Origin of the sequence: Vibrio sp. M260121 (assembly GCF_036533715.1) — a bacterium.
Lineage (GTDB): Bacteria > Pseudomonadota > Gammaproteobacteria > Enterobacterales > Vibrionaceae > Vibrio.
Window position 1 is genome coordinate 13,415 of the sequence record NZ_JATABF010000036.1, and the last position, 23,354, is coordinate 36,768.

The window sequence follows — 23,354 nt, forward strand, 5'->3', positions numbered from 1 at the left end:
TGAAGATTACTTTGGCTCAAAAACGACAAAAGGGCACATTCCGTGCCCTTGTTTTTTGGGGTGATCAACCGTCGAAGTTACTTGGCTTTTAGCCAGACGACGTCGTATGCGCCCATGACCAGTTCCTCGCCAGTTTTCTCGTCTCCCGTTAGGATGTCTGCGACTTGGCGTGAGCCTAGAACGTCACAAATCGACATTGGGATTCGTTGCTCATGCTCGCTGAAGTTGCACACTGCCAGCAGTTTATCGCCATTGTCATGCTGTCGGCAGTAAGCAAACAGATGTGGACGATAAGTTTCTAGGATCTCGGTTTTCGCCACGCCAAATACTGGGCTTTGACGGCGCAAACTGACCATTTGCAGCAAGTCACTGTGAATACGATGCTGATAGCTGCCTCTGGTTTCTGCTAATGCGATCGCTTCTGCGCTGATTTGAGGACGGTTAACCCAGCGCGCATCTTCGCGTTTAAACTCATCATTCAAGTAGCTGTGATCGTTCAAGATACCTAGCTCATCACCTTGATAAATCAGCGGAATACCACCGATGCTTAAGTTGATGCTGTTAAGCAGACGAATACGCTTCAATGCGTGCTCAATCGCTTGTGAGTCATCTGCTTCTATCGCTTTTTCTAGCCCAGCAAGAGAGGCCAAAGAGCCACATACGCGGCAATCGCCCGTGGTTGGATTTTCTTGGAATGGCACACCCTGAGAGAATGAACCGTCGAATTTGCCAGTGTAGAACTGGTTTAGGAAGCGGCGATGCTCATAGCCATTAATGCCAAGCTGCTCAGCGACTGCATCATCAAACGTCCAACCAATATCGTCGTGACAACGAATGTAGTTCACCCATGAACACTGGTCTGAAATCTCGAAGCTTTTCTTTAATGATGCCGTCAGTAACTTGGTTTCACGTGTTGCCAAACTTTCCCACATCAGCGCCATCATCAGTGGGTTGTAGGACAACTGACACTCTTCTTCGTCGATGTATTGTGCCACTTCGTCTGGGTGCACAATCGCTTCTGATTTGAATAACACAGCAGGCGCTGCAATCTGCAAACAGGTGTTGAAACACTGAATCAGAGTATGTGCCTTCGGCAAGCTTTCACATTGGGTCCATTTCTCTTTCCAGATGAACGCCAGCGCATCAAGACGTAATCCTTCACAACCAATATTGGCAAGGAACAACATCTCATCGGTAATCGCATTGAACACCGCGGGGTTTGAGTAATTGAGATCCCATTGGAAGCTGTTGAAGGTTGTCCAAACGTACTTCTCTACATCTTCTAAGAAAGTGAAGCTGCCACGACGAACAGTTGGGAAGATCTCGCGGCAAGTTTGATTGTACTCATCCACTTCTTGCTTACCCGTGAAGAAGTAATAAAAGTCTTCAAACTCAGGGTTGCCTTTACGCGCTTGCTCCGCCCAGTGGTGTTCATCTGAGGTGTGGTTGAACACGAAGTCCAGCACTAGGCTGATGCCTTCATCACTTAATGCCTCTGCTAACTGCGCCAGATCTTTCTCTGTGCCTAGCTTTGGATCGACCTTGCGGTAATCCGACACGGCATAGCCGCCATCGCTGTCCCCTTCTGGTGCTTTGTAAAGCGGCATCAGATGCAGATAGTTAATCCCCAGAGACTTGAGGTATGGGATCTTCAATTGTAGCTTTTTCAAATCACCCGCAAACAAGTCCACATACACCGCCATACCGAGCATCTTTTCACTGCGGTACCAACTTGGATTACCGAGACGCTTCTCATCCAAGTTCTTCCATTTGCGTTTGCGACCTGCAAAGGCTTTGGCAAGCACAACCACCAGCTTTTGTAGGTGCAAGAAGAAGTCATAACGCTCACCATAAAGCGTGTGCAGTTGCCCAACTAAAGATGGAAAGTGCTGCGCCAGACGTTCAAGAAACACCTTCTCATCTTTCTTGGTTAGCTTTGGCAATTCAACCGAATCAAGAACTTGTTGCAGAGCTTGCTGGGTTTGTCGTTCGTTTAACATGTTTTCTCTCCTGCCAAGCTAGATACTTGAACGTTGCGCAGTGCCAGCGAGCCGCTATCCACATTTAGGGCGACACTTGCTTGCGTTTCTTTGGCGTAAACAAGGTTGGTAAAGCTGTATTGGCCAGCATTGATCAGCAACTCGACTGAGCCTTTGTCGATCAACACTTCGACTTGGAATTCATTCTCAATCGGTAAGGTCACGCGATAGTCGTGTGGGAAGTGTTCATCAATGCGTTCCGAGCCGAACTGACCACGACGTACAGAGCGCACTTCTATGCCTTGCTCGACACAAACAAACTCAAAGTAAGCCGGATTATCTTGGTACACATTCAGGTGCAACGTTTGTGTGTCTTGTAGCGCCACATCAGCGCTGAACTTCATGACTTCTTGCAAGCTGTAGAGGCTAATCGCTTGTTCGTCACTTGGCTCTGGCGTTTGCACATCAAGACTTAACGCCTGATTAAGCTCTCTTACAAAGCGTTGTCCAACGCGTAACCCTGCTTTCCCTTCAAACAGGAAGAGCTCACGAGGCATAGCCATCGAACTGCGAAACTCTTGGGTTGGTAACTCAAGCGAGTACTGATGATTACTCATCCATGTACTGACGATACGGCGACCGTCTTCAGCTGGGATATCAGAGAAAGACTGAGTCGCGTAGTAATCACGACCGAAATCGAGCCAGAATACGGTCTCTGGATGATTGTGATTGATGAAGGTTTCGCCATCAAAGTCACCGATAAAATACTGCGTACCTGCTCCGCCACAGTGAGCCCCTTCACCGATGCCAACCACCAATACCCATCGTGTTTCTTGCCAGCCTTCGATAGGAAGTTCAAACAAGTCTGGGCATTCCCACGGGCCTTTACTGTGCGCACCATGACGGTAGCCAAACTCGCTCACTAAACGCCAATCCAATAGGTTGGTCGAACGGTAAAACTCGATATGCTGACCGCAGGACACCACCATCACCCACGCTTGGCTTTGCTCATGCCAAATCACCTTAGGATCACGGAAATCCGGATTGCCCCGTGCAGTAATGATCGGTGCACCGTTGGCGAACTTCTTCCACGTCATGCCATCTTGGCTATAAGCGAGAGACTGCTGTTGAATTGGATCTTCAACTTTAGTGCCATCAGCCAGTATCACTTTAGGCTGAATGAACGACGTGTAGAACGCCAATAAGCCTGGTTTGTCGGCCTCAAATAAACCTGAGGTGTTATGCCAATCGACAATCGCACTGCCCGAGAAGCACATGCCAGATTCATCCGGATACAGCGCAGGCTCAAGCTCTTGCCAATCTATCAGGTTAGTACTGATTTTGTGTCCCCAGTGCATTGGTCCCCAAACCGTATCGCTTGGGTAATACTGGTAGAACTGGTGATAATGACCATTGAAGAACACCAATCCGTTTGGATCGTTCATCCAACCCGAATCTGGCGTCATGTGAAGGTATGGGCGATATTTTTCTGTCATAGCAAATCTGATCGTTGTAAGTAAAACTTGGTTTGAGCGAACCAGCAGGAAGAAAAAAGGAGTCCCATAGAACTCCCGGACAAAGTCGTTGCTGCCAAAGCGCGTCCAAAACAAGGCTTACTCTAAGTACCCTTCAAATAACTTAACCCTTCGGGACAAGTTAGCGTCCAAAAGGCAAGCAGAATGGGCACTTCATAAGCAAATAGCTTCCTCCTCTCCCCCAGAGGAGAAAGCTATTGGGGTTTAGAAGCTGTAGTTCACACCTAGGATGAACAGCGGGATGTAACCATCGAACGCATCACGCTCTGGGCCGCTTTCTAGGTCAAGTTTCTTGTAGCTTGCCTCACCGAACATGCGCCAGCTCTTAGACAGTGGGTAGTTCGCTGAGATACCGATTTTTGAGTAATCCTCAGTCCATAGGTGTGCGCTGTCTGAATTGCGCTCTTTCTCGAATGAACCAAATTCACCCCATAGAGACGCCGACAGTTTGCCCCAGCTGTACCAGATACCCGGTTTGATGATCCATTCGGTTTCCGTTTCTGCGTAACCGTCTTTTGCGTTCCACTCACCGACTTGGTAGCGGAAGTTTAGCCATGCGCCTGAGTTGTCAGAGATTTTGTAGCCAAAGCCCGGCTCCACTTCCCAGTATGGGAACTCACCTGTACCGCGTTTGTATTCCACGTGGTAAAGCGCGTAGCCGTGCATTTCTAAATTGTTAGTCAGTTGGTAAGAACCGAATACTTTTGCTTCTGGCGTGGTACGTTTATCAATACTTTCACCCGCCAGTTTTACACCCCAACCGATGTGACCTTTGTCGTGACCGTAGCTGCGGTTCACAAAGATCTCTTGAATTGCGTTCACGCCTTTGTCGTATTTCGCGTGTTTTAGGTTGCCGTTGAACAGTTCTTCACGGCCAGAGTAGAAACCGAAGTCCCAACCTGGTAAATCATCGTGGCGGAAGTTACCTTGCAGCAAAGTGTATTTCACTTTACCTTCGTTCACGCCGTCATCGCGGATCACGCGTTCCACTTCCACGTTGGTGCCCAGTGTGCCGTGGAACTTCGCTTCTTCCTGCTTTGGCACGTCCAATGCGGTGAGCAGTTCTGCGGTTGAGTAATCCGCTTTCAGTTGTTCCACTTTTACAGCAAGCTCAGCGTCCTGCGTTTCTTTCTTCTCTTCTTCGGCAAAAGCGTATCCTGAAAGGGTCAAGCTAAAGAGGATGGAAGAAGCCACTACTGTTTTTTTCATGATGTTTACCTTATTATTTCGTCGTTACTGTCTGTCCCGCGCCAACGGGATAGTTTTTTTGATGCCTGCGCCAACAGGCATTAAGGTCACATTCAAAATTCATCCAGAACCCGAATTTTGAATGCAGTAATCCTAAGCCCGCCGCTGTAGCGGGCTTTTTTATTATTTTTAGAATGGTGTCGGCGTACGCCGAATTAGATAGCTTGTTTGACTTGCGGCGGAGGCGTAATCAAATCGTCCAACGTCATACCACGTTGGAACGCGTGCCCCTTGCTATCGAATAAGTGACATTTCTCAGCCGGAATGCGGATGTTCAAACGCTGGCCGATTTCGACATGCACAGTACCTGGCACGCGAACCAATACTTCCTGACCACCGCGTACTAGCGTGGTGTAAAGCAGTGATTCTGTCCCTAGGCGTTCGAAGCCCTCAACAATCACACCCACACCTTCTTCATCAAGGTGGATGTCTTCAGGGCGGATACCAAGCGTCATCAATGCGCCTTGTGTTGCGCCTTTTGCGTTTACGTCCGCTTGGAAGGTGTAGTCACCCACTTCTACCGTTGCTTTTTCATCACAAGCAGAAACCAGTGTCGCAGGCAGAAGGTTCATTTTTGGAGAGCCGATAAAGCCCGCTACGAACAGTGTTTGAGGGAAGTAGTACAGCTCCAGAGGCGAGCCAACTTGCTCTACAACACCTGCGCGAAGTACCACGATTTTGTCGGCTAGCGTCATAGCTTCAACCTGATCGTGGGTTACGTAAATCACGGTAGATTTGAGTTTTTTGTGGTATTCCGCTAACTGCAAACGCATACGAACACGTAAGGATGCGTCTAGGTTAGATAGCGGCTCATCAAGTAGGAACAACTTCGGATTGCGAACGATCGCACGACCAATCGCCACACGCTGACGCTGACCACCCGATAGTTGACTTGGTTTTTGTTTCAGAAGGTTTGTCAGCTCTAGCATTTCCGCTACCTGACGCACTGCTGAATCAATATCGTCTTTGCTTTTCTTCGCCAGTTTTAGGCCAAAAGCGATGTTTTCGTAGACCGTCATGTGCGGGTAAAGCGCATAAGATTGGAACACCATGCCAATCCCACGATCGGTTGGTGAAAGGTTGTTAACCACCTCACCGTCTAAGCACATGTCCCCTGATGAAATCTCTTCCAAACCTGCGACCATACGCAGCATGGTTGACTTACCACAGCCTGATGGCCCAACGAATACCGTGAATTCACCGTCTTCAATGGTCAGGTTGGCATCCTTGATGATGTGCGCACCATCAGGATAAATTTTGTTGATGTTCTTCAGTTCTAAACGTGCCATTGTTCTACCTATAATTCTTTAAGAGTCTGGGCTTTAGGTGATTCGGGGGCAGCACGCCGATATCAACGACTGCCCCACCACACTTCTTATTTTGGATTAACCTAGGATCTCACCCAAGTTAATGCCTTTGGTGTCATCGAAGCGCCATGTTGCGTGACCAACACGGTCGTTAGGACCGATGCCTACGACGCGCATGCCTGCTTCTTTTGCTGCGTCTACACCCGCTTCTGCGTCTTCAACTACGATACACTCGTCAGCGTTTACGCCCACTTGGCCTGCTGCGTGGATGAACACGTCTGGCGCTGGCTTAGAGCGATTAACTGACCAACCATCACCGATAGCATCAAACAGTGGTGTTAAGCCAAGACGGTGCAGGATAGGACGAGCATTCTTACTTGCTGACGCCAGTGCCACTTTGATGCCACGTGCGTTTAGCTCAAGTAGGAATTGCTCAATACCCGGTAGAACGTCTTTCGCAGAAATCGTGTTCAGCAGATCCACGTAGTAATCGTTCTTACGCTTCATTAGCTCAGCAAACTTCTCTTCGCTGATCTCTTTGCCGTTCAAGATGATGTTCAGCGACGCTTGACGAGATACGCCACGTAGCTGCTCATTGATTTCACGGTCGAAGTAGTAACCTTCTTCGTTCGCCATACGTTGCCACGCTTGGTAGTGCAACTCAGCCGTATCCGTGATAACGCCATCTAGGTCGAAAATAAATGCCTTACACATTGAACGTCACCTCTGTTGAATCGATAACACGTGGCTCACCTGCAACTTCGATGTTTAACACTTGGCCGTTGAACTCAGGGCGCTCGATGCGAACTTGCTCTTGGTCAACGGTCACTTCTAGACGCTCACCTTTCCAGTAGATTGGGAAGTTCAGGCTTTCCCATTGCTTAGGAAGGTTAGGGTTGATACGCAGGTTGCCACCTAGCATACGAACACCGCCGAAGCCGTAAACCACACACTGCCACATGCCGCCGATAGACGCCGCGTGAATGCCGTGATCCGAGCTCTTCATGTTCTGACCGATATCGATAGACGCGGCTTGTTGGAACAGGTCGTAAGACAGCTCTGGGTTACCAACATCTGATGCCAATACCGAGTGCGTAGACAGACTTAGCGACGAATCGTGTAGCGTCTTCGGCTCGTAGTAGTTCCAGTTAGCCAGCTTGGTTTCTAGGTCGAACTTATCTTCTTGCTGTAGGAACAGCACCATGATGTCCGCCTGCTTAGAAACCTGCATGTCGTTAACCTGTTCTAGGTTGTAGTCTTGGAAAAGACCACCAACGAATGGCTGCTCTTTGTACTTAGTCAGGTCGATGATTTCTTTCTGTAGGTAAGTGTCATCCTGTGGGATTACCTTATCTTCAGCACGTGGCTTAGGTAGGTAGATGTTGTCTACGCGGTCTAGCCACATTTGACGAGCTTCCACTAGATTTAGCTTGTCAGACAGCTTAGCCAGTAGCTCTGGATTCGACGCTTCTAGATCCTCGTAGTAACGAATCGCTAGTTTGATGTTCTCTACCGCCATGTAGTTAGTGAACGCGTTGTTGTCGATGTGCTCTTTGTACTCATCAGGACCGATTACGTCACAGATACCCCACATGTTGCGGTCTTCTAGCCAATCTAGGCGGCTTGTCCAGAACGTTGCTGTGTCGAACATGATCTCGTAGCCCATGTCGTCCATGAACTTCTGATCGCCAGTGATTTGGTAGTACTGCCACAATGCGTAAGTGATGTCACACGTGATGTGCTGCTCGATAAAGCCAGACCAAATCTTCGTCGACTTACCCGTGATGATGTCTACTGCGCCCCATACTGGCGTTACTTCTTCACCCGTTAGTGCCGATTCCCATGGGAACTGTGCACCAATGTAGCCGTTGTCTTTTGCTTTCTTACGAGCGCCATCTAGCGTCTTAAAGCGGTACTCAAGTAGGCTGCGCGCCACTTCTGGCATGGTGTAGATGAAAAACGGAAGCATGAATACTTCTGTATCCCAGAACGAGTGACCTTTGTAGCCTTCGCCAGATAGACCTTTCGCACCGATACCGAAGCGAGAGTCATGCATTGGCGTGAAAATGTTCAACTGGTATTGAGCAAAACGGATCGCAAGTTGGTCGAAATCACAACCACCGATAGTGATGTTCATGCCTGCCCAACGCTTATCCCACTCTGCTGCGCTCTCTTCTAGAAGTTCATCAAAGCTGCGGTCAGCGTTGTTTTTTAGGTTCGTCAGTGCGTGGTCACGAAGTGCTTGAAGCTCGTAACCTTCCACATCGAACTGCTTATCGCGTGACGTATGAACCACACCGACTTTTTCTGTGCCGAACGTTTCGCCCGCTTTCAGATCGTAGTTGATGTTTACCCATACTTTACGACGGTCCATCGCAAGTGATGGGTCGATTTCTGTCTCTTGGCCATCAACTAGGTAGCGGTGAGACGTTAGGAATACAAAGTCTACTTTGCTCTCTGTTGTGTGCTGTAGAAGCTCGATAAAACGCTTGTCGTAGATACGCTTTTCGCCTTCGTGGAAGTGCTGGGCACCTGAGTTAGAAAGCTGCGCATCCACACCAGAGCGGATCTCGATTTTCGCATCGTTGTTCAGTGCTTTTACTTGAACGTCGAATGCCATTAGGTGAAGGTTTGCTTGCGAGAAGAAGCGACGGAAGCGCATCTCAAAGCTCTTACCTTCGTTGTTTGTCCATGTGAATTCACGGATTAGCTCACCGTTTTTCACGTTTAGGCGACGAGAGTAGTTGCTCACTTCACCTGTTTCTAGGTGGAAACGGCGACCATCGATGAAGATTTCAATCGAGCTCATGTCTGCAGAGTTTGGCAGCTCAGTTACTTCGTCTGCATCAAACTTGTTGTAAGTACCAGCAACGAAAAGGTTGCGAACTTGGCCCACGTATTTTTCTTCCGTTGCACTACGCGCACCCATGTAGCCATTACCTTGGCTCATTACCACTTCACATTTGCCTTGGAAAGCTGAGTCAAACGCCGTCTCTTCAACGATCCAGTTTTTTAGTTCGCCTTGACCAGCGTTGTAGTTCATAAACATCTTAAATATCCCCGAAATTTAACCTTTAACAGCGGAAGAAATGTCGTTACCCACGAAGTAACGTTGGAAAACCATAAATACAATCAGTACTGGGATTGTTGACAGGAAAGCCCCCGCCAAGATCAGGTTCCAGTCACCTGCTACGCCATAGGCGTTACGTAAACTCAATAGACCAACAGGAAGCGTGAACGCGTCAGCTGGGCTGTTAATCACCACAAGCGGCCAGAAGAAGTCGTTCCAAGCGCCTTGGAAACCAAGGATGGTGACCGACAAGATGGCTGGCTTCGCCAGTGGCATAAATACCTTCCAAAGAATCACAGCAGGGCTTGCGCCATCTACAATTGCTGCTTCTTCCAGTTCTTTCGGAATGTTCTCGAAGAACTGTTTCATGATCAGAACCTGACCCGAAGCGACGACCGCGGTGATGACCGCCCATGGTGTATTCAATAAGCCGATATCTTTATAAATTAAGTAGTTAGAGATGAACGTTACTTGGCCCGGAATCATCATGCTGAACAACATGAAAGCGAACACAGCACGCGCACCAGTGAACTTCAATCGAGCTAAGGCATAACCCGCAGTACATGCAAAGAACAGGGTCAGAATCACCTTACCAATCGCAATGAAGAACGAGTTGATGGTCCAGCTCATAAATAAGCTCTTACCTGTATCTAGGCTTACTGATTCGGTGTACACGCGAACGTAAGACTTAAATACATAACCAATCACACCCGGCGCTGCGTTATCCCATGCCGCGACACGGCCACGACGTTCCATCTTGCTTGGCGCTAGCGTGCTATCAATCAGCACTTGGCCGCGCGGCGCTTCTACCGTTAGGGGTAGCGTTGCAATCTCAGGACCTTGCCCTTGATACTTGATGGAAAATGCCCACGTTTGGCTGTGACCTTGCTTAGTCAGTTCACGACGACCACGCTTCTCTACAAACGTCACGTTGTCGTTGGTGTCTACCAGCACTGGCTCGCTGACTTGTGCGTAATCGGCAGCAAAGTCGGTCACGATAGCCGCAGCCATACCTGTACCTGGACGACGGCGTGGCACTTCAATCTCTGGCGTTGCCAGCGCTTTGCCGTCTTCCACCGCGTAAGTCACAGTGAAGTTCACTTCTGCGCCCGGAGCAAAACCACCGAACATTGGTGCATCGTTACCTTCTTTACCGAGTTGGTAAGCGGCACCCCAATTGCTTGGTTGAACCTGTGCAAAGTTGAACTTAAATGGCTGCTCTAGTGGGTCATCTTTCAAACTCGCTAAGAAAGCCACCACGAACGTACCTAGCATGACGGTCGCAACCAGTAGCAACGCACTGTAAACCCACGCCACTTTTGCCCAGCGACGACGCGCTTGGAACTTGGAAATTTCTTCCATTGATGCCATAGGTTTCGCATCATCGTGATTCATGGTTGAAACGGGATTAGTCATCTGCTTTCTCCTTCACACCAAAGATTTTCTGCAGATAAACCACTGCCAACGTGATGAATGCCAATACCAATGCTGCTGCGCTTGCCATGCCGATTTGTGGCGTGCCACCCGGTGGGAAGGCGTTGTGGTAAACGTAGTAAGCCAGCGTAATACGTGATTCCAACGGAGCTGCCGAGCCAAGTAGTGCTACTTGGTCAAACATTTGTAGCGTACCGATAATCGAGAAAGTCACGACCACGAATGTCACCGGTGCTAACTGAGGAATCGTAATGTTCCAGTGTTGCTGCCACTTGTTCGCACCATCAATGTGCGCCGCTTCGTAAAGCTCACCCGGAATGCCTTGCAAGCCTGCTAGGAACAGCAACATGAAGGTCGGGATAGTGGTGTAAATGTTCTGAATCACGATTGCCCAAAGCGTTAAAGGCATCGGCCCCACATTGTCACGCGTGTTCAACCAGTTCACTTCCACGATTTGGTCTGTCACTTCTACCCAGCCCATTGCGCTGGCTACGAAAGTCGCCACACCCGCAACAATGAAAGAGAGAATGCCCCATGCTGGGTCCAACCAACCTACCGGTAAACCTTTCAAACGGTCTTTGGTTACCAACACAAACTGAGTAGCGATAGCGACAAGCACAAAGCAGCTCAAGTGCGGGTAATGGTTCACCACATCGGTTACAAAGCCGTTCAGATACCCGTTCTTTTGGTAGAACCAAATGAAGATCAGTGTCACCGCGGCACTCGACAAAATACTTGGTAAGTAAAATGCGGTTCTAAAGAAGCTTTTGGCGCGAATTTTAGAGTTCACCAAAATCGCTAAGCCAAGTGCTAACACGGTTTGTACACAGGTCACGATTAACGAGAACCAAATGGTGTTTGCCAGTGAAAGCAGAAATAAATCGTCAGTAAGCAGAGCTTTAAAGTTCGCTAAACCAACCCAGATTGCATCGCTGAACAAGTCGTACTCGGTAAAGCTGAAGTAAACCGTTCTGATCAATGCGTATAGAAAGAACACCACCAAAGTCAGTACAAATGGCCCAGCTAGGAGCCATCCGTAAACTTGTTGGCGTAAACGTAAAGAGTTCATCCCTCGCCCCGTTATTTCGCCATCAGTGCATCGTATTTAGCTTGCGCCATCTTGATCGCTTCTTTCTGCGTCATCTGACCAAGCAACACTGAATTCAATGCTTCATTAATCGGAGTCATCCATGCTGTGCCGTAGTTACCAAATGCGAATGGCTCTACATTTCCTTCAAGAGCACCTTCAAACACTTGTTTTGCCAGTTCGTTTTCTGCTTTTTGCTGCGCAAAGAACTCTGACTTACCAAGCGCTTCACGGCTTGGCAGAGCAAGACCTGAATCCAACACCCATTCTTGTGCTTTTTGGCTAGTTAGGATCTCTACCGCTTTTTGCGTCGCTTCGATGTTCTTACCATCTGCATTTACGCCCCAAGCAACAGTAAACAGTAGGTTGCCACGTTCACCGCTTACTGGATCTTTTGGCATCAACGTTGTGCCATAAGGCAGGTTTGGCGCTTTATCGCGTAAGTAACCACTGATCCAGTTACCTTCTAGCGCGATTGCCGTTTCTTCCGTACCGAAACAGCCGCCGCCCCAGCCTTGACCAAGGTCAGTCGCCAAAATGCCCACTTTGTCTTCGGTAACTAAGCCAGTGTAGAAGTTAAATGCACGCTCGAAGTTCTCATCCAGAACGGTTTTGCCTTCAGCGTTGAATGGCGTCCAGCCTGTTGCGAGCGCAAAGGGTGCAAAACGCGCGTAATCAGGCATAACGCAGATACCAGACACTTCATCTGCTAGCGCATCTTTCACATCCAGTAGTTTTTTACGTAAATCTTCCCAAGAGTCTTGATTCGTTGGGTAAGCGACTTCAGCATCATCAAAAATGTCTTTGTTGTACTGCAGTGCAATTGTGTTGAAATCCTTAGCTACGCCGTACTGTTTACCTTCTAACGTAAACGCCGAGTTCAAGCTTGGGATCATGTTGGTCGCGACTTTTTCTAAGCTGCTGTTATTTGGAGAAACTTTGCCAGAGTTAACTAACGTGTTAGCGAATACAACGTCGATATAGAAGGCGTCTGGTGCAGTGCCAGCTGAAAGAGAGTTAGTAATAAACTGAGAAAAATCGCCTTCAACTGCTTGATATTTAACAGTAAGACCTGCTTTATCAAAATCGTCAGCAAGTACCTCGTTCACCAACTTGTTCAGAACCACAACATCATTACCGCCCCAGCCGGCAATCGTGACTTCTGTATTTGCAACTGCGTTTGCAGATAGGCCAGCAGCTAGTAGGGATACTGCCAATATTGTTTTTTTCATCTCGCCCTCAAATCCCATTTCTTTCAAAATCTGAGGGTATTATGCGAAATTAACGTAAGCGCTTACGTTAAGATGATCACAAAAAACTCAGTTACGTATCAGAACGCACAAGAATGGTGATCTCGCTTACAAAAATGGTGCATTTTTCGCTCGTAAATTCAGAAAAACGCCATAAAAGGCCGTTATGTAACGAAATGTGATTCGTAAGACCATCTCATTCTTACGAAAAATTTACGTAAAACAGATACAGAGATAACGATTAATAAAACTCGACTGGAGATAGGAAACGGAGAAACAAAGAAATGGGTAAGAAGAGGATGAAAGCCGTAAACAAAAAGAGCATGGATTCAGCCATGCTCTTTGCTTTTGATTACCAATATGAGGAATGAGAGTTAGCTGGTTTTACCTAACTTCAGAGACACAGGAACAACGGAGCCAACAGGCTGTTCACGCAGCATGGCTTGCTCTAGCATGCTCGCAACACGCGCCGCGATCTTGTCAGTGTCTTGCTCAATAGTCGTGAGTTCACGTGAAATACCAGGTAAACCATCGTAACCCACAACAGAGAAGTCATCTGGTAGCGTGTAACCTCGATCTTTTAGTGCCGCGATAACACCAAGTGCCGTTTCGTCACACTCACAAACAAAGCCTTGATAGCCCTCAAGCTGCTTTTTATCAATGTTCATGAAGTAACGATAAGCCGCGATTTCACCCAGTGGATCAGCCCCTGTTCTAAGCTCTCGAACAGGAAGTGCATTGCTTGCCATCACCGACATGTAACCTTGGTGACGGAACTGATAACCGTCGCCATAAGTCGTTGGCGTCACAAAGCAAATGTCTGTTAGCCCTTTATCGACAAGGTGTTGCGTAGCTTCACGGCCGCCATTGAAATCATCTGGAGCTACCCAAAAAGAGCCTTCACTCATGCCGATACAAACGTAAGGCAAGTCCATCTCTTTACAGGTTTCGATGCGTGGGTCGTTGTGGGTAATACCAAGTAAAATCGCGCCGCCAACCTGCTCTAAATCCACTTCTCCAAAGCTTACTGGCAACAAATTGCGTCCAGAATTACGGATGGAAGCAGACAAAGAAGGCCATAGCATACCGAGGTAACGAGAAGCGTAAAAATCGTGCGGACCAAGCGAAATTGCGATGGTATTTTTGTGACTACCAGTCAATTCACGTGCAGACGTGCTTGGTACATAACCCAACTCTTTGCATATATCGAGAATCTTTTTACGCGTTTTTTCGCTGATCCCCGGTTTATTATTTAGAGCTCGACTAACAGAAGCGATTGATACACCAGCAATTTTTGCAGCTTCGTGTATGGTCGCTTTCTTCAGTTCCGCATCAGTTTTTGGTGCACTCACGGCGCTCTCCTACGGCAAAACGTAAAATTTACGTTCATTATGTGAGTAAACAGAGAAAAAGCAAGCGAGAAATACGTAAAACGATAGCAAAGCGTAAACTTATGACTCATATGTCACATTTTGTATAAAACCAATAAGCACAAGCACAGACAAGGCCCATTCTTTTATAAAAACATCGAATAATCTGACAGTTAGAATAGAAACAAGATGAATATCAGCACAACAGGCTGATAACGAACGTCGAGAAAGCACTCAGAAACCGGACATTTTTCTCGCACTGTCAGCTCAGAAATTACGTAAATCAATTTACGTAATCCTTATTGGGCTATCTGTGAGCGATGAAAACCGCCAGATATCAGTCTCACCCCCTTCCCTAATACAACTGATGCTTTCTTCGCCTAAAGTCAGCGAATTGTGAAACTTCATCCACATCAGAAAATATTGCTAGCTGTTTTTCATTCCTCTCGACTATGATTCGCGCTCCTGTGTTTTGGTGATTTTTTAAATGAGAATTTATACCGCTATTATCACGGCAGCATTGGCTGCAACAACACTTATCGCTCCTGCACACGCAGACGATAAATTCACTTTAGGTCGTACTATCTTGCTTGAGCACGGTAACCTAGCTGCAAAAATCCCAATGGTGATTTGCCGCAACACCAATGCGATCAAAGTGAAAGCAGAGAAAGACCTAGAACTAAGAAAGGTCGTTGTGCGATTCCAAAACGGTGACGAAAAAACGATTCGCTTCCACCGTGATTTAAAGAAAGACAAGATGACAGACTGGCGTTACTTCGGTTACCGTCGCTGTGTGAAAAACATCGAAGTATACGGTAACTCTGAAGGCTCTAAAGCGGGCGTACGCGTTTACGGTAAAGAGAAGAACGATTAATCGTTATTGACGTCAGTTAAACCTGATTTACTCGCGATAATTTAAACGATGAAGGCCCTCAGTTAGAGGGCCTTTTACATTCTATAGGGGGAGTAAAAAGTGATTTCGATTACTGCGCTTGTTGCTGCTTCATCGCTTCTAACTTTTTAAGTTGCTCCTGTTGACGCTTCTCTAGCCTCGACTTTTGCTCTGCGGTTAAAACATTGTAGATGTCATGCTGTGCTTTAAGTTGAGCCAGCTGCGTGTCTAGCTGTTTTGCATGCGCTTGTTGGATAAGTTGCTTAGCTTTTGCTTCATCAAAAGAAGACGCTTTCACTAGCTTCTCGAACTGCTTCGCGCTTTCTTGTACTGCTTTAGGATCCTGCTGACCCGCTAGTTTGCTGCTTAAATTGATTTGAATTTCTTCGATCTTCGCTTGTTGATCAGCCGTAATGCTCTCTAAACCGAATGGTTTTGGCGCTGCAGGTTGAGTTGGTGCTGCTTCTGCAAATACATTTGCGCTGCTTAGTAGTAGAATCGTCGACAATAGGTAGCGTTTCATTGGGGGAACCTTCATTAACTTCAGTTTGGAGTTAGGTGAGACTCAATCGATACCACATGGTTTCCTGCACCTGACAAATATGAGACTTTCCGTCACAAAAACAAGCAAAAACTGATATGACAAAAACGACAAATAATTTCCAATTTCCTTCGTCTTTTTCTTTTGTCCGTCGTCTTAGTCATTATTTATACCCAAGTAACCTCGAGATGCTAGGTTCAGCGAGAATGACTTGGTTTGTAGACGCGGCGGCGATTTAAAGGTTTGGTGGGTCCAAATCAAGAATCGACAACAAAGTATACAAGCCAAGTCAACTCGCCCTTCGGGAGCGTGTCATTGACCCGATTTCTGCGTCAAACAACTTGGAAAGAGCTAGCTATTACGCTGCGTTGCTTTCCTTGACCTCGAATCAATGACAACGCTCTGAATCCTGCATCTTGAAGTCACTTGGGTATAACAGTAATTTAAGAGCCTATGTTTATCTTTAAACCTGCAATCATCGAGATTGATCACCACCAAATCACCCTTTCACCTGACGACCAAAATCTGGTTGAGGTGGCACGCAAGGTCAAAGTGAATATCGCCGCACCTTGTTTGAAGAACAAACGCAAACACGGTTGCTGTCATGTATGCAAAGTGGAAGTGGACGGTGAGCCTCGTTACGCTTGCAAGGTAAAACCTAAATCGGGGATGAAAGTCGTGGTGCGTCGCCCTGATCTTGATGCAGCAAGAAAAGAAGCCGTTAAAGCGTACAAGCAACAAATAAAGACAGGCGAAACCACGCCTTGCCAGTGCGGTTAAAACGGGTAATCGAGTTTACCTTACCGCGCAAAAACAAAGGGCGACACAAATGTCGCCCTTTTTGATGATTATTGTTGGGGATTTAAAATGATGGTGGTGCGTTTGGCTTTGCTACCAAAGGCCTGTTTCGCTTTCGCCCTCACCTCTTCTAACGTGACGCTTTGCGCTGCTTTATCAACATTCAGCAATACATCAAGCCCGTAATCATGCACTAAGTAGCGAGTATATGACCAACTGCGTTGTCCCGGATTGTCATCCATATCTTTCATAGAAACCGCAAGTTGTTTAGCGGCCGTATCGACTTCTTTTTGCGTGATGTTTTTCGCTAGACCATCAAAGATTTTATCCAGCTGAGCGTCCATCTTGTCGACGTCTTTTGGATCGATTTGTGATTCAAAGAACCAATCTGAAACTTGTTCCCTATCTTGTGTAATGGGGTAGATACCAGGGCTGTAATCCAAGCTTGCTTCTTCACGTAATTGTGCGGTAACACGCGCAGCAGCTATACGTTGCAGCATGTCTTCAACCACCGTATCACGTGCCATTCTCGGAGACTCTCGTTCATTGGTTAAACGCAGCAAATACAGCGAAGATGGCTCGTTACCTGCGGCCATGACCAAACGACTTTCTGCATTGGGATCAAACTCAATATGGTAATCCACAGGCGTGGCCGGTTTTAGATCAATCGATGCAACATACTTGCGCAGCAATGGTGTGATCTGCTCAGGTTCGACATCGGCTACAATGATCATTTTGTAACCGTAGTTATGCTTGAACAAGGCTTCATGCATCGCAAGCACTTGCTCCGGAGTGACGTTCTCTGCGCCATTAATGGACAAAAGGCGATGGCGACTGTTCGGCAAGTATGCGTTTTCATTTGCGGCCTTAATCCACTGACCCATTGGTGATTCAAAGAAAGCGCGTCGCTGCTGAACGTATTCACGTTTTACCGCTTCGAGTTGACGCTCATCGACTTTGATTTCCGTCGCCACGTTATACAGACCATTCATGGCACTGGCTAAATGTGCTTTGGGTGTGATGACCTCAATGCCGTGATTCGTTGGCCCAAGGATTGGGAAGAGTGAAATGTCGTTTTTGCGCAAGTAGCTGTCGAGTTCAGAACCTGAGAAGTCCCCCAACCCACTGCGTGCGGCTGCCATGGTCGCTACCTCAAACGCAGGATAGAGTGATTTATCAAGCGCAGCCTTACCACCTTGGCTAGCTAAGTAAATGTAGGCTCGGTTCGCCGCTTTCTCATCTTTCTGGAACCAAACTTCGATGCCATTTGAGAGTGAATAAACTTGGAAACCGCCTTTCTCTTCTCGAACGGCGGTGATGTCACCTTCTTTAGTTGGCTGAATAAAACCATCGGTTTTCGCGTACATCTCAAGCGGCTTTTCACCGGCTTGTGCGTAAGCTGCGCTTAACAACGCAAACTCACCTGCGAACTGTTCTTTGTTTTCCGTTCTACCTAACCCCATCACAAAATTCGCTGGTTCCGATAACAGGGCTTCCAGCTCATCGTTCGCGTGATTAAGGTCATTAGCAGCGACGAAGGTGGCTAAGCTTTGCTCATACCCTTGTTTGGATTGCGATACTGAATCTCGCTCCAATTGATACACTCGCGCTTCTGCATAACCAGCAGGCTTTCGCTTCGCCCAGTCAGCATCTAGGTTAGACAGTTCGCCATACCAGCCCGACATCACGCCATCCAGTTCCTCTTGAGTCACACCGTAATCACGCAGCGAGGTCAGTGTATTCAAGAAGATTTGTTGGATGTTGTCACGGCGCTCAGGAGCAAAAGAAACCCCCGCCGACATCATGCGATGATAGTTGGAAGAATAAGGTTGCGCATAAGCGTATTGGAACGATTCCGCCGCATCATTCAACACCGTCAGTAAGCGTTGTTGGATCAACTGGGCGCTCAACTCATCTTGCCAAGCTTTGTGTTGTTGCTGCATGGTTTGTCGAGTAACAGAATCTCGATCGATGACCAAATGCAGGCTCGGTGATTCCATCTTACTGCTTGGTAAAATGCGATTAGCGTTATTCACTCGAATATCACGACGCTTCTCTACTGCCGCATTAGAAACACTTTCCCAGTTAGAGAACTTGTTCTCAATGATCTTTGAGATGGATTCGACATCAACATTACCTGTGACAATTAACTCTGCGTATTGCGGCTGATACCACTTGTCATAGAACGCTTTTAACGCTGGTGAGGTCGTGTTCTCTATTGAGCTGCGCGTGCCAATCGGATCGTGCTCCGCATAAGGCGTGCCTTCAATCGAAGCTTGATACGCGTTAAAAGATAGCGATTTATCATCAGGTCTCGCGCGACGCCACTCCCCTAGAATCACCCCTTTTTCTTTTTCAACCTGCGTTGGATCAAACTCGATGCCATCACTGATATCACGCATCCACGTTAACGCATCATCCAGCTTACTCGGATTAGCAAGATCAAGCTTGTAGGTCGTCTGTTGATAGGTCGTCGTGGCATTAATATCTGCACCAAAGCTGCCGCCTGATGCTTCAAACAGCTTTACAACATCATTGCCAGAAAAGTGAGTGCTGCCGTTGAACGCCATGTGCTCAATAAAGTGCGCGTAGCCTTTTTGAGTCGCGTCTTCTTGGAAGGAGCCAACGTTCATCATCAAACGTACCGAGACTTCTTCATCTTGGGTTGGATAAATGTGGTATTTCATCCCATTAGGCAGTTGATCAACGTACCAATTCGGATCGGTTTGAAGCGGTGTCGATTGGGGAGTCAGAGCACACCCTGACAGCAACAATGCGGTGAGTAACAACGTGCTACGCATAACTATCGTCCCTAATAATAATCAATTGAGGCAATATATCGAGCACGCCATATGCTTGATATTTAATATGAAAACTACGCCTGAATAGTAAGATCTAGCTCACATTTTATAAAATGAGAAGGTTTTACAACGTCTTAGATAACACTTCGCTATTAATCAAGTTAGCGCAAAAAGGCAATACACATTGTTTAATATTTGCGCACCGAGGTTAATACGACTCAAATACGCGACATAGATCGGAATTTATTTTGACCACTAAAATATAATGTTCGCGCGAAACACCCATTTTTATAAATATAAGAGCCAACGATACCTTTATGCTTAAGAATTTATCTTTGAAGAACAAGCTGGCGATTTCTGCCAGTGCTGCCATCATCCTCGGGGGAGTGTTGGTGGAGGGGCTGTCTTTCCGTGATGCTTTGGAGCGACTTGATGTTGAAGTCGCGCAACGCCTAGAAAGTACCAGCGCATCTTACAACCAATATGTGAGCGATTGGCTGCTGTCGAAAGAGCGCGCACTCACATCACTATCACAAGATGCTGAGAAATCCGCCATTGTGACCCACCTAAAACAAGTTCGTGATTCTGCCGCGTTTGATAACGTCTTCCTTGCGTATCCAGACGGTTCTCAAGACAACGCGAACGGTGTTGTCCTGCCACCGGGTAACGACGATCCTCGTCAATGGGGTTGGTACACCAACGCAATCGCAAACCCTTCGAAAGTCTTTATGGACAACCCTACTGTCGCTGCAGCAACTGGCGCGAACGTGGTGTCTTTGGGTAAAGCATTGCAACTTCACGGTCAAACCAGCGTGCTAGGTGCAGACGTGGAAATCGGTGACATCCTAAATAGCCTGAACCAAGTGATTCTGCCTGGTGAAGGTTACATGTTTATCGCCAACGACCAAGGCAATATCTTCACCCACAATGACAGCAAACTGCTTAACCAGCCTGTCAGCAAATTGGGGCTGAACAACAGCGATATCACAGCGGCAGCAAATTCTGGTCAAGATCGTACTGTGTCCATCAATGGCAAAGACTTCGTGGTTTACGCGAAAGCCATCAATGGCACTAAACTAACAACGGTCACGGTTCTGGATAATGACTCTTTGGTTGCCCCACTTTACGACGCAGTTTGGGGCCAAATCATCGCGACGACTATCGTAGTGATCATCTGTGTGGCCTTGTTTAACCTGCTGTGTAATATCCTATTCCGTCCGCTTTACAACGTTTCTAATGCTCTATCGCAAATCGCTAATGGTAGCGGTGATTTAACTCAGCGCATCAAAGTCGAGAACCGCGATGAAGTGGGTGAATTGGCAGAGAACTTCAACCAGTTTGTTGCCAGCCTTCAGCAACTTATCGGCCACATTCGTCACCAAGCGGAAGACTTGAATCATCAGTCAGAGCTGAGCACCAAACGTGCAAACCAATCCGTTGACGAGCTAAACCACCAGCAACAAGAAATCACACTTGTGGCAACGGCAGTAACGGAAATGGCTTCTGCGACGCAAGAGATCGCTTCTCATGCTGAGCAAACGGCGAAAGTGGCACAGGACTCTTCCGTGAGCACACAAAATGGTCATGCGTTGGTAGTGAACACCAAAGACTCGATCAACAACCTGTCTTCGGAAGTGAACCAAGCCAGCGGCGTGATCAGTGAACTAAACCAGCACGCTCAAGACATCAATACCGTGCTGTCGACCATTCGTGACATTGCAGAGCAGACTAACCTACTTGCATTGAACGCCGCGATTGAAGCTGCGCGTGCAGGCGAACAAGGCCGTGGTTTTGCTGTGGTTGCGGATGAAGTTCGTGTTCTATCTCAACGCACTCATACATCAACAGAAGAGATCAAATCCACCATCGAAACGCTACAACGCACGACTCAGCGTGCCGTTACTTTGATGGAACGCAGCTCTGAACTGGCAGTAGGCTCGGTAGAAGATGCTGACCGTGCTTCTCAAGCGCTGGATGAAATCAACTCGGCAGTGGCGATGATCAGCGATATGGCAACCCAAATCGCCACCGCCGCAGAAGAGCAAACCCACGTGACCAATGAAATCACCCAAAACGTTACTTCAATCAAAGACGTGACGGACCACTTGGTTATCGGTGCAGAAGAGTCGATGAATCAGTCATCTGAGTTGAAGTCTCAAGCAGAAGATCTCAACTCGAAAGTGGCAACCTTCAAACTGGCGTAATACCCACTTCAACCATTAATTTCAAACCCCGTAATGTTGCGGGGTTTGTTGTTTTTCCCGCCTGTAAATTCGGCTTAATTTGCCCCGAAAGCCCCGAATAACCGTACATAAAAGCAACACAATCAACATTATCGCCTATCAACATCAGTAAATTCCTCAGAGAGCAAGATAGGCAAAACTTTTAGGGAAACGGCTTTTCAACCTTATTCAGAAACTTTTGAAGGGGTGCGCTTATGAATCTTATGGACCTACCCAAAAAACGGGGCAAATGGAACCTAGAACTGTGCAAGCAAAGTGCAGCAAAATTCAAGACTCGCACGGAGTGGTGTGAGGGATGCAAAGCGGCTTACAGCGCGGCTTATCGCAACGGCTGGCTCGACCAATGTTGCGCTCATATGCAGCGCGTTGGATTGAAATGGACGTACGAGAAATGCAAACAAAGCGCCTCTAAATACAAGACACGCTCTGCATGGAATCATGGCTGTAAGAGCGCCTACCATGCCGCCAGAAAAAACGGCTGGGTAGAAGATTGCTGCGCCCACATGCTCCCTTCTCGAACTGGGAAAAAGTGGACGTTTGAAACCTGCGCTGAAAACGCCAAACGGTACAAAACTCGATCAGACTGGCAGCGCGGATGCAGCGGCGCTTACAACGCGGCTAACCGTAACGGTTGGCTAGAAGACTGCTGCGTCCACATGAAACCAATCGAACTCAAGTGGAACTTATCAGCCTGTATCCGAAGTGCCCGACCGTTCAAAACTCGTACGGAATGGATTAGCCATTGTAAAAGCGCCTATCAAGCAGCAAGAAATCGAGGGTGGCTAGAGCAATGTTGCGCTCATATGGGCGAACCAAGAACACAAAAGAAATGGACGTTGGATGCCTGCATGAGAAGCGCGGCAGATTACAAAACACGAACAGCGTGGCAAGAAGGATGCAGCGGAGCCTACTTCGCCGCCCACCGAAATAATTGGATGAAAAGGTGCTGCGCCCACATGCGTTCTGCACGTTCAAAATGGACGCTTAAGATCTGTAAAGGCAGCGCGTCCTATTTCTCAAGTAAACGAGATTGGCTGCGCTGTTGTCGAGGTGCTTACAATGCCGCTCACCGTAACGGTTGGCTTGCTGAATGCTGCTCACACATGGAAAGACCGCGAGCAGCATGAGGAAACTACTTCGCAGCCGCGCCTGTGAGCTTACTCAGCACACCACTGACTTTGGTCAACACCTCGTCACACCCTTCAATCTTGTGGCGCTCTTTTAGATACATAGGGTTGTTGTAAGCGAGCCAAGTTTTGCCTTCTGCATCTTCATAAACCAGCACTTTTTGCGGCAAATCGATCGCGACTTCTTGGGCACATTGCATCAACGGTGTGCCCACTTTGGGATTACCAAACACAATCACTTCGGTTGGTCGTAGCGCCATATCGACCTTAGCCGCATTCTCTTGGTGATTCACACGCGCAAAGACGTTTAAGCCCTTACTTTGCGCGATTTCGACAAACTTATTCGCGGTATCTTGCACCGAATGTTGACTCGCGACTCGTACTACACTTTCTTCTGCCAAAGAGGAAAACGACGCCAACACTACGACCAATCCTACCGTTATTGCTTTTACCATCTGCTGATTCCTTATGCTTCGATCTCACTACCCAAAAACTATAGAAGCCAAGCCCCAGACTCGCGACCTGCTCGTGTTTGATTTTCGGCTTTCCTTATCAACAATAGACCGACTCAGAGTGAAAATTGATTCAGATTAATAAAGCGTTAATCAGTCCAACATTAAAACCGTGAAGCACATAAAATACGTGACCTATTTTACTGAGTAAGAGATAACT

General features: G+C 47.5%; 17 protein-coding genes. 4 read left to right on the plus strand and 13 right to left on the minus strand.

The genetic code is table 11. From position 1 onward, the window contains the following. Positions 1–77: 77 nt before the first annotated feature. From QTO06_RS17975 to QTO06_RS18020, 10 genes are all read right to left on the minus strand, one after another. On the minus strand, positions 78–2,000 hold the full coding sequence (locus QTO06_RS17975; protein WP_331409214.1) for an alpha-amylase family protein: 1,923 nt from the start codon (positions 1,998–2,000) through the stop codon (positions 78–80). After that, positions 1,994–3,475 carry a glycoside hydrolase family 32 protein gene (locus QTO06_RS17980; RefSeq protein WP_331409215.1) on the minus strand — a complete coding sequence of 494 codons (1,482 nt, stop codon included), beginning with the start codon at positions 3,473–3,475 and terminating at the stop codon, positions 1,994–1,996. Before QTO06_RS17980 ends, QTO06_RS17975 begins: the two co-directional genes overlap by 7 nt. Before the next feature lie 243 nt (positions 3,476–3,718). After that, positions 3,719–4,723 (minus strand): OmpG porin family protein, encoded by a 1,005-nt coding sequence (locus tag QTO06_RS17985; protein ID WP_005434293.1) that lies wholly within the window; start codon positions 4,721–4,723, stop codon positions 3,719–3,721. Positions 4,724–4,917: 194 nt separating this feature from the next. Continuing rightward, positions 4,918–6,051: an ABC transporter ATP-binding protein gene (locus tag QTO06_RS17990; RefSeq protein WP_039987398.1), complete on the minus strand. Its 1,134-nt coding sequence runs from the start codon at positions 6,049–6,051 to the stop codon at positions 4,918–4,920. Positions 6,052–6,147: 96 nt separating this feature from the next. Then, positions 6,148–6,783 (minus strand): beta-phosphoglucomutase, encoded by a 636-nt coding sequence (pgmB, locus tag QTO06_RS17995; protein WP_005434287.1) that lies wholly within the window; start codon positions 6,781–6,783, stop codon positions 6,148–6,150. After that, a complete protein-coding gene (locus QTO06_RS18000) occupies positions 6,776–9,118 on the minus strand; it encodes a glycoside hydrolase family 65 protein (RefSeq protein WP_331409216.1) in 2,343 nt (780 codons plus the stop codon). Before QTO06_RS18000 ends, pgmB begins: the two co-directional genes overlap by 8 nt. Positions 9,119–9,136: 18 nt before the next feature. Next, entirely contained in the window at positions 9,137–10,555 is a 1,419-nt protein-coding gene (locus tag QTO06_RS18005) for a carbohydrate ABC transporter permease (RefSeq protein ID WP_208445371.1), read from the minus strand. Next, entirely contained in the window at positions 10,548–11,642 is a 1,095-nt protein-coding gene (locus QTO06_RS18010; RefSeq protein ID WP_005434283.1) for a carbohydrate ABC transporter permease, read from the minus strand. Before QTO06_RS18010 ends, QTO06_RS18005 begins: the two co-directional genes overlap by 8 nt. Positions 11,643–11,653: 11 nt before the next feature. Next, a complete protein-coding gene (locus QTO06_RS18015; RefSeq protein WP_045410777.1) occupies positions 11,654–12,892 on the minus strand; it encodes an extracellular solute-binding protein in 1,239 nt (412 codons plus the stop codon). 392 nt (positions 12,893–13,284) lie between these two features. Next, positions 13,285–14,262, minus strand: coding sequence for a LacI family DNA-binding transcriptional regulator (locus QTO06_RS18020; protein ID WP_005434280.1), 978 nt, complete (start codon positions 14,260–14,262; stop codon positions 13,285–13,287). Positions 14,263–14,767: 505 nt separating this feature from the next. Here QTO06_RS18020 and QTO06_RS18025 point away from each other — a divergent pair. Further along, positions 14,768–15,154: a DUF2541 family protein gene (locus QTO06_RS18025; RefSeq protein WP_005434277.1), complete on the plus strand. Its 387-nt coding sequence runs from the start codon at positions 14,768–14,770 to the stop codon at positions 15,152–15,154. A gap of 109 nt (positions 15,155–15,263) precedes the next feature. Here the strand turns inward: QTO06_RS18025 and QTO06_RS18030 are convergent, their stop codons facing one another. Beyond that, a complete protein-coding gene (locus QTO06_RS18030) occupies positions 15,264–15,695 on the minus strand; it encodes a Spy/CpxP family protein refolding chaperone (protein WP_331409219.1) in 432 nt (143 codons plus the stop codon). 471 nt (positions 15,696–16,166) lie between these two features. Here QTO06_RS18030 and QTO06_RS18035 point away from each other — a divergent pair, with 471 nt between their 5' ends. Next, positions 16,167–16,493, plus strand: coding sequence for a 2Fe-2S iron-sulfur cluster-binding protein (locus QTO06_RS18035; RefSeq protein WP_331409220.1), 327 nt, complete (start codon positions 16,167–16,169; stop codon positions 16,491–16,493). A gap of 68 nt (positions 16,494–16,561) precedes the next feature. On the opposite strand, the gene QTO06_RS18040 is transcribed toward QTO06_RS18035, so the two are convergent. Then, a complete protein-coding gene (locus tag QTO06_RS18040; RefSeq protein ID WP_331409221.1) occupies positions 16,562–19,312 on the minus strand; it encodes a M16 family metallopeptidase in 2,751 nt (916 codons plus the stop codon). A 317-nt stretch (positions 19,313–19,629) separates the two neighbouring features. Here QTO06_RS18040 and QTO06_RS18045 point away from each other — a divergent pair, with 317 nt between their 5' ends. Beyond that, positions 19,630–21,516, plus strand: coding sequence for a methyl-accepting chemotaxis protein (locus QTO06_RS18045; protein WP_331409222.1), 1,887 nt, complete (start codon positions 19,630–19,632; stop codon positions 21,514–21,516). Between the two features lie 233 nt (positions 21,517–21,749). Further along, the gene (locus QTO06_RS18050; protein WP_331409224.1) at positions 21,750–22,682 is read left to right on the plus strand and encodes a hypothetical protein; all 933 of its coding nucleotides are present in this window, start codon (positions 21,750–21,752) and stop codon (positions 22,680–22,682) included. Positions 22,683–22,687: 5 nt separating this feature from the next. On the opposite strand, the gene QTO06_RS18055 is transcribed toward QTO06_RS18050, so the two are convergent. Beyond that, positions 22,688–23,137, minus strand: coding sequence for a DUF302 domain-containing protein (locus QTO06_RS18055; protein ID WP_331409225.1), 450 nt, complete (start codon positions 23,135–23,137; stop codon positions 22,688–22,690). Positions 23,138–23,354 lie beyond the last annotated feature (217 nt).

Bases quoted from the DNA above. Each gene is read 5' to 3' on its own strand.
- QTO06_RS17975 (WP_331409214.1), bottom strand. From the start codon at position 2,000: ATGTTAAACGAACGACAAACCCAGCAAGCTCTGCAACAAGTTCTTGAT.
- QTO06_RS17980 (WP_331409215.1), bottom strand. From the start codon at position 3,475: ATGACAGAAAAATATCGCCCATACCTTCACATGACGCCAGATTCGGGT.
- QTO06_RS17985 (WP_005434293.1), bottom strand. From the start codon at position 4,723: ATGAAAAAAACAGTAGTGGCTTCTTCCATCCTCTTTAGCTTGACCCTT.
- QTO06_RS17990 (WP_039987398.1), bottom strand. From the start codon at position 6,051: ATGGCACGTTTAGAACTGAAGAACATCAACAAAATTTATCCTGATGGT.
- pgmB (WP_005434287.1), bottom strand. From the start codon at position 6,783: ATGTGTAAGGCATTTATTTTCGACCTAGATGGCGTTATCACGGATACG.
- QTO06_RS18000 (WP_331409216.1), bottom strand. From the start codon at position 9,118: ATGTTTATGAACTACAACGCTGGTCAAGGCGAACTAAAAAACTGGATC.
- QTO06_RS18005 (WP_208445371.1), bottom strand. From the start codon at position 10,555: ATGACTAATCCCGTTTCAACCATGAATCACGATGATGCGAAACCTATG.
- QTO06_RS18010 (WP_005434283.1), bottom strand. From the start codon at position 11,642: ATGAACTCTTTACGTTTACGCCAACAAGTTTACGGATGGCTCCTAGCT.
- QTO06_RS18015 (WP_045410777.1), bottom strand. From the start codon at position 12,892: ATGAAAAAAACAATATTGGCAGTATCCCTACTAGCTGCTGGCCTATCT.
- QTO06_RS18025 (WP_005434277.1), top strand. From the start codon at position 14,768: ATGAGAATTTATACCGCTATTATCACGGCAGCATTGGCTGCAACAACA.
- QTO06_RS18030 (WP_331409219.1), bottom strand. From the start codon at position 15,695: ATGAAACGCTACCTATTGTCGACGATTCTACTACTAAGCAGCGCAAAT.
- QTO06_RS18035 (WP_331409220.1), top strand. From the start codon at position 16,167: ATGTTTATCTTTAAACCTGCAATCATCGAGATTGATCACCACCAAATC.
- QTO06_RS18040 (WP_331409221.1), bottom strand. From the start codon at position 19,312: ATGCGTAGCACGTTGTTACTCACCGCATTGTTGCTGTCAGGGTGTGCT.
- QTO06_RS18045 (WP_331409222.1), top strand. From the start codon at position 19,630: ATGCTTAAGAATTTATCTTTGAAGAACAAGCTGGCGATTTCTGCCAGT.
- QTO06_RS18050 (WP_331409224.1), top strand. From the start codon at position 21,750: ATGAATCTTATGGACCTACCCAAAAAACGGGGCAAATGGAACCTAGAA.
- QTO06_RS18055 (WP_331409225.1), bottom strand. From the start codon at position 23,137: ATGGTAAAAGCAATAACGGTAGGATTGGTCGTAGTGTTGGCGTCGTTT.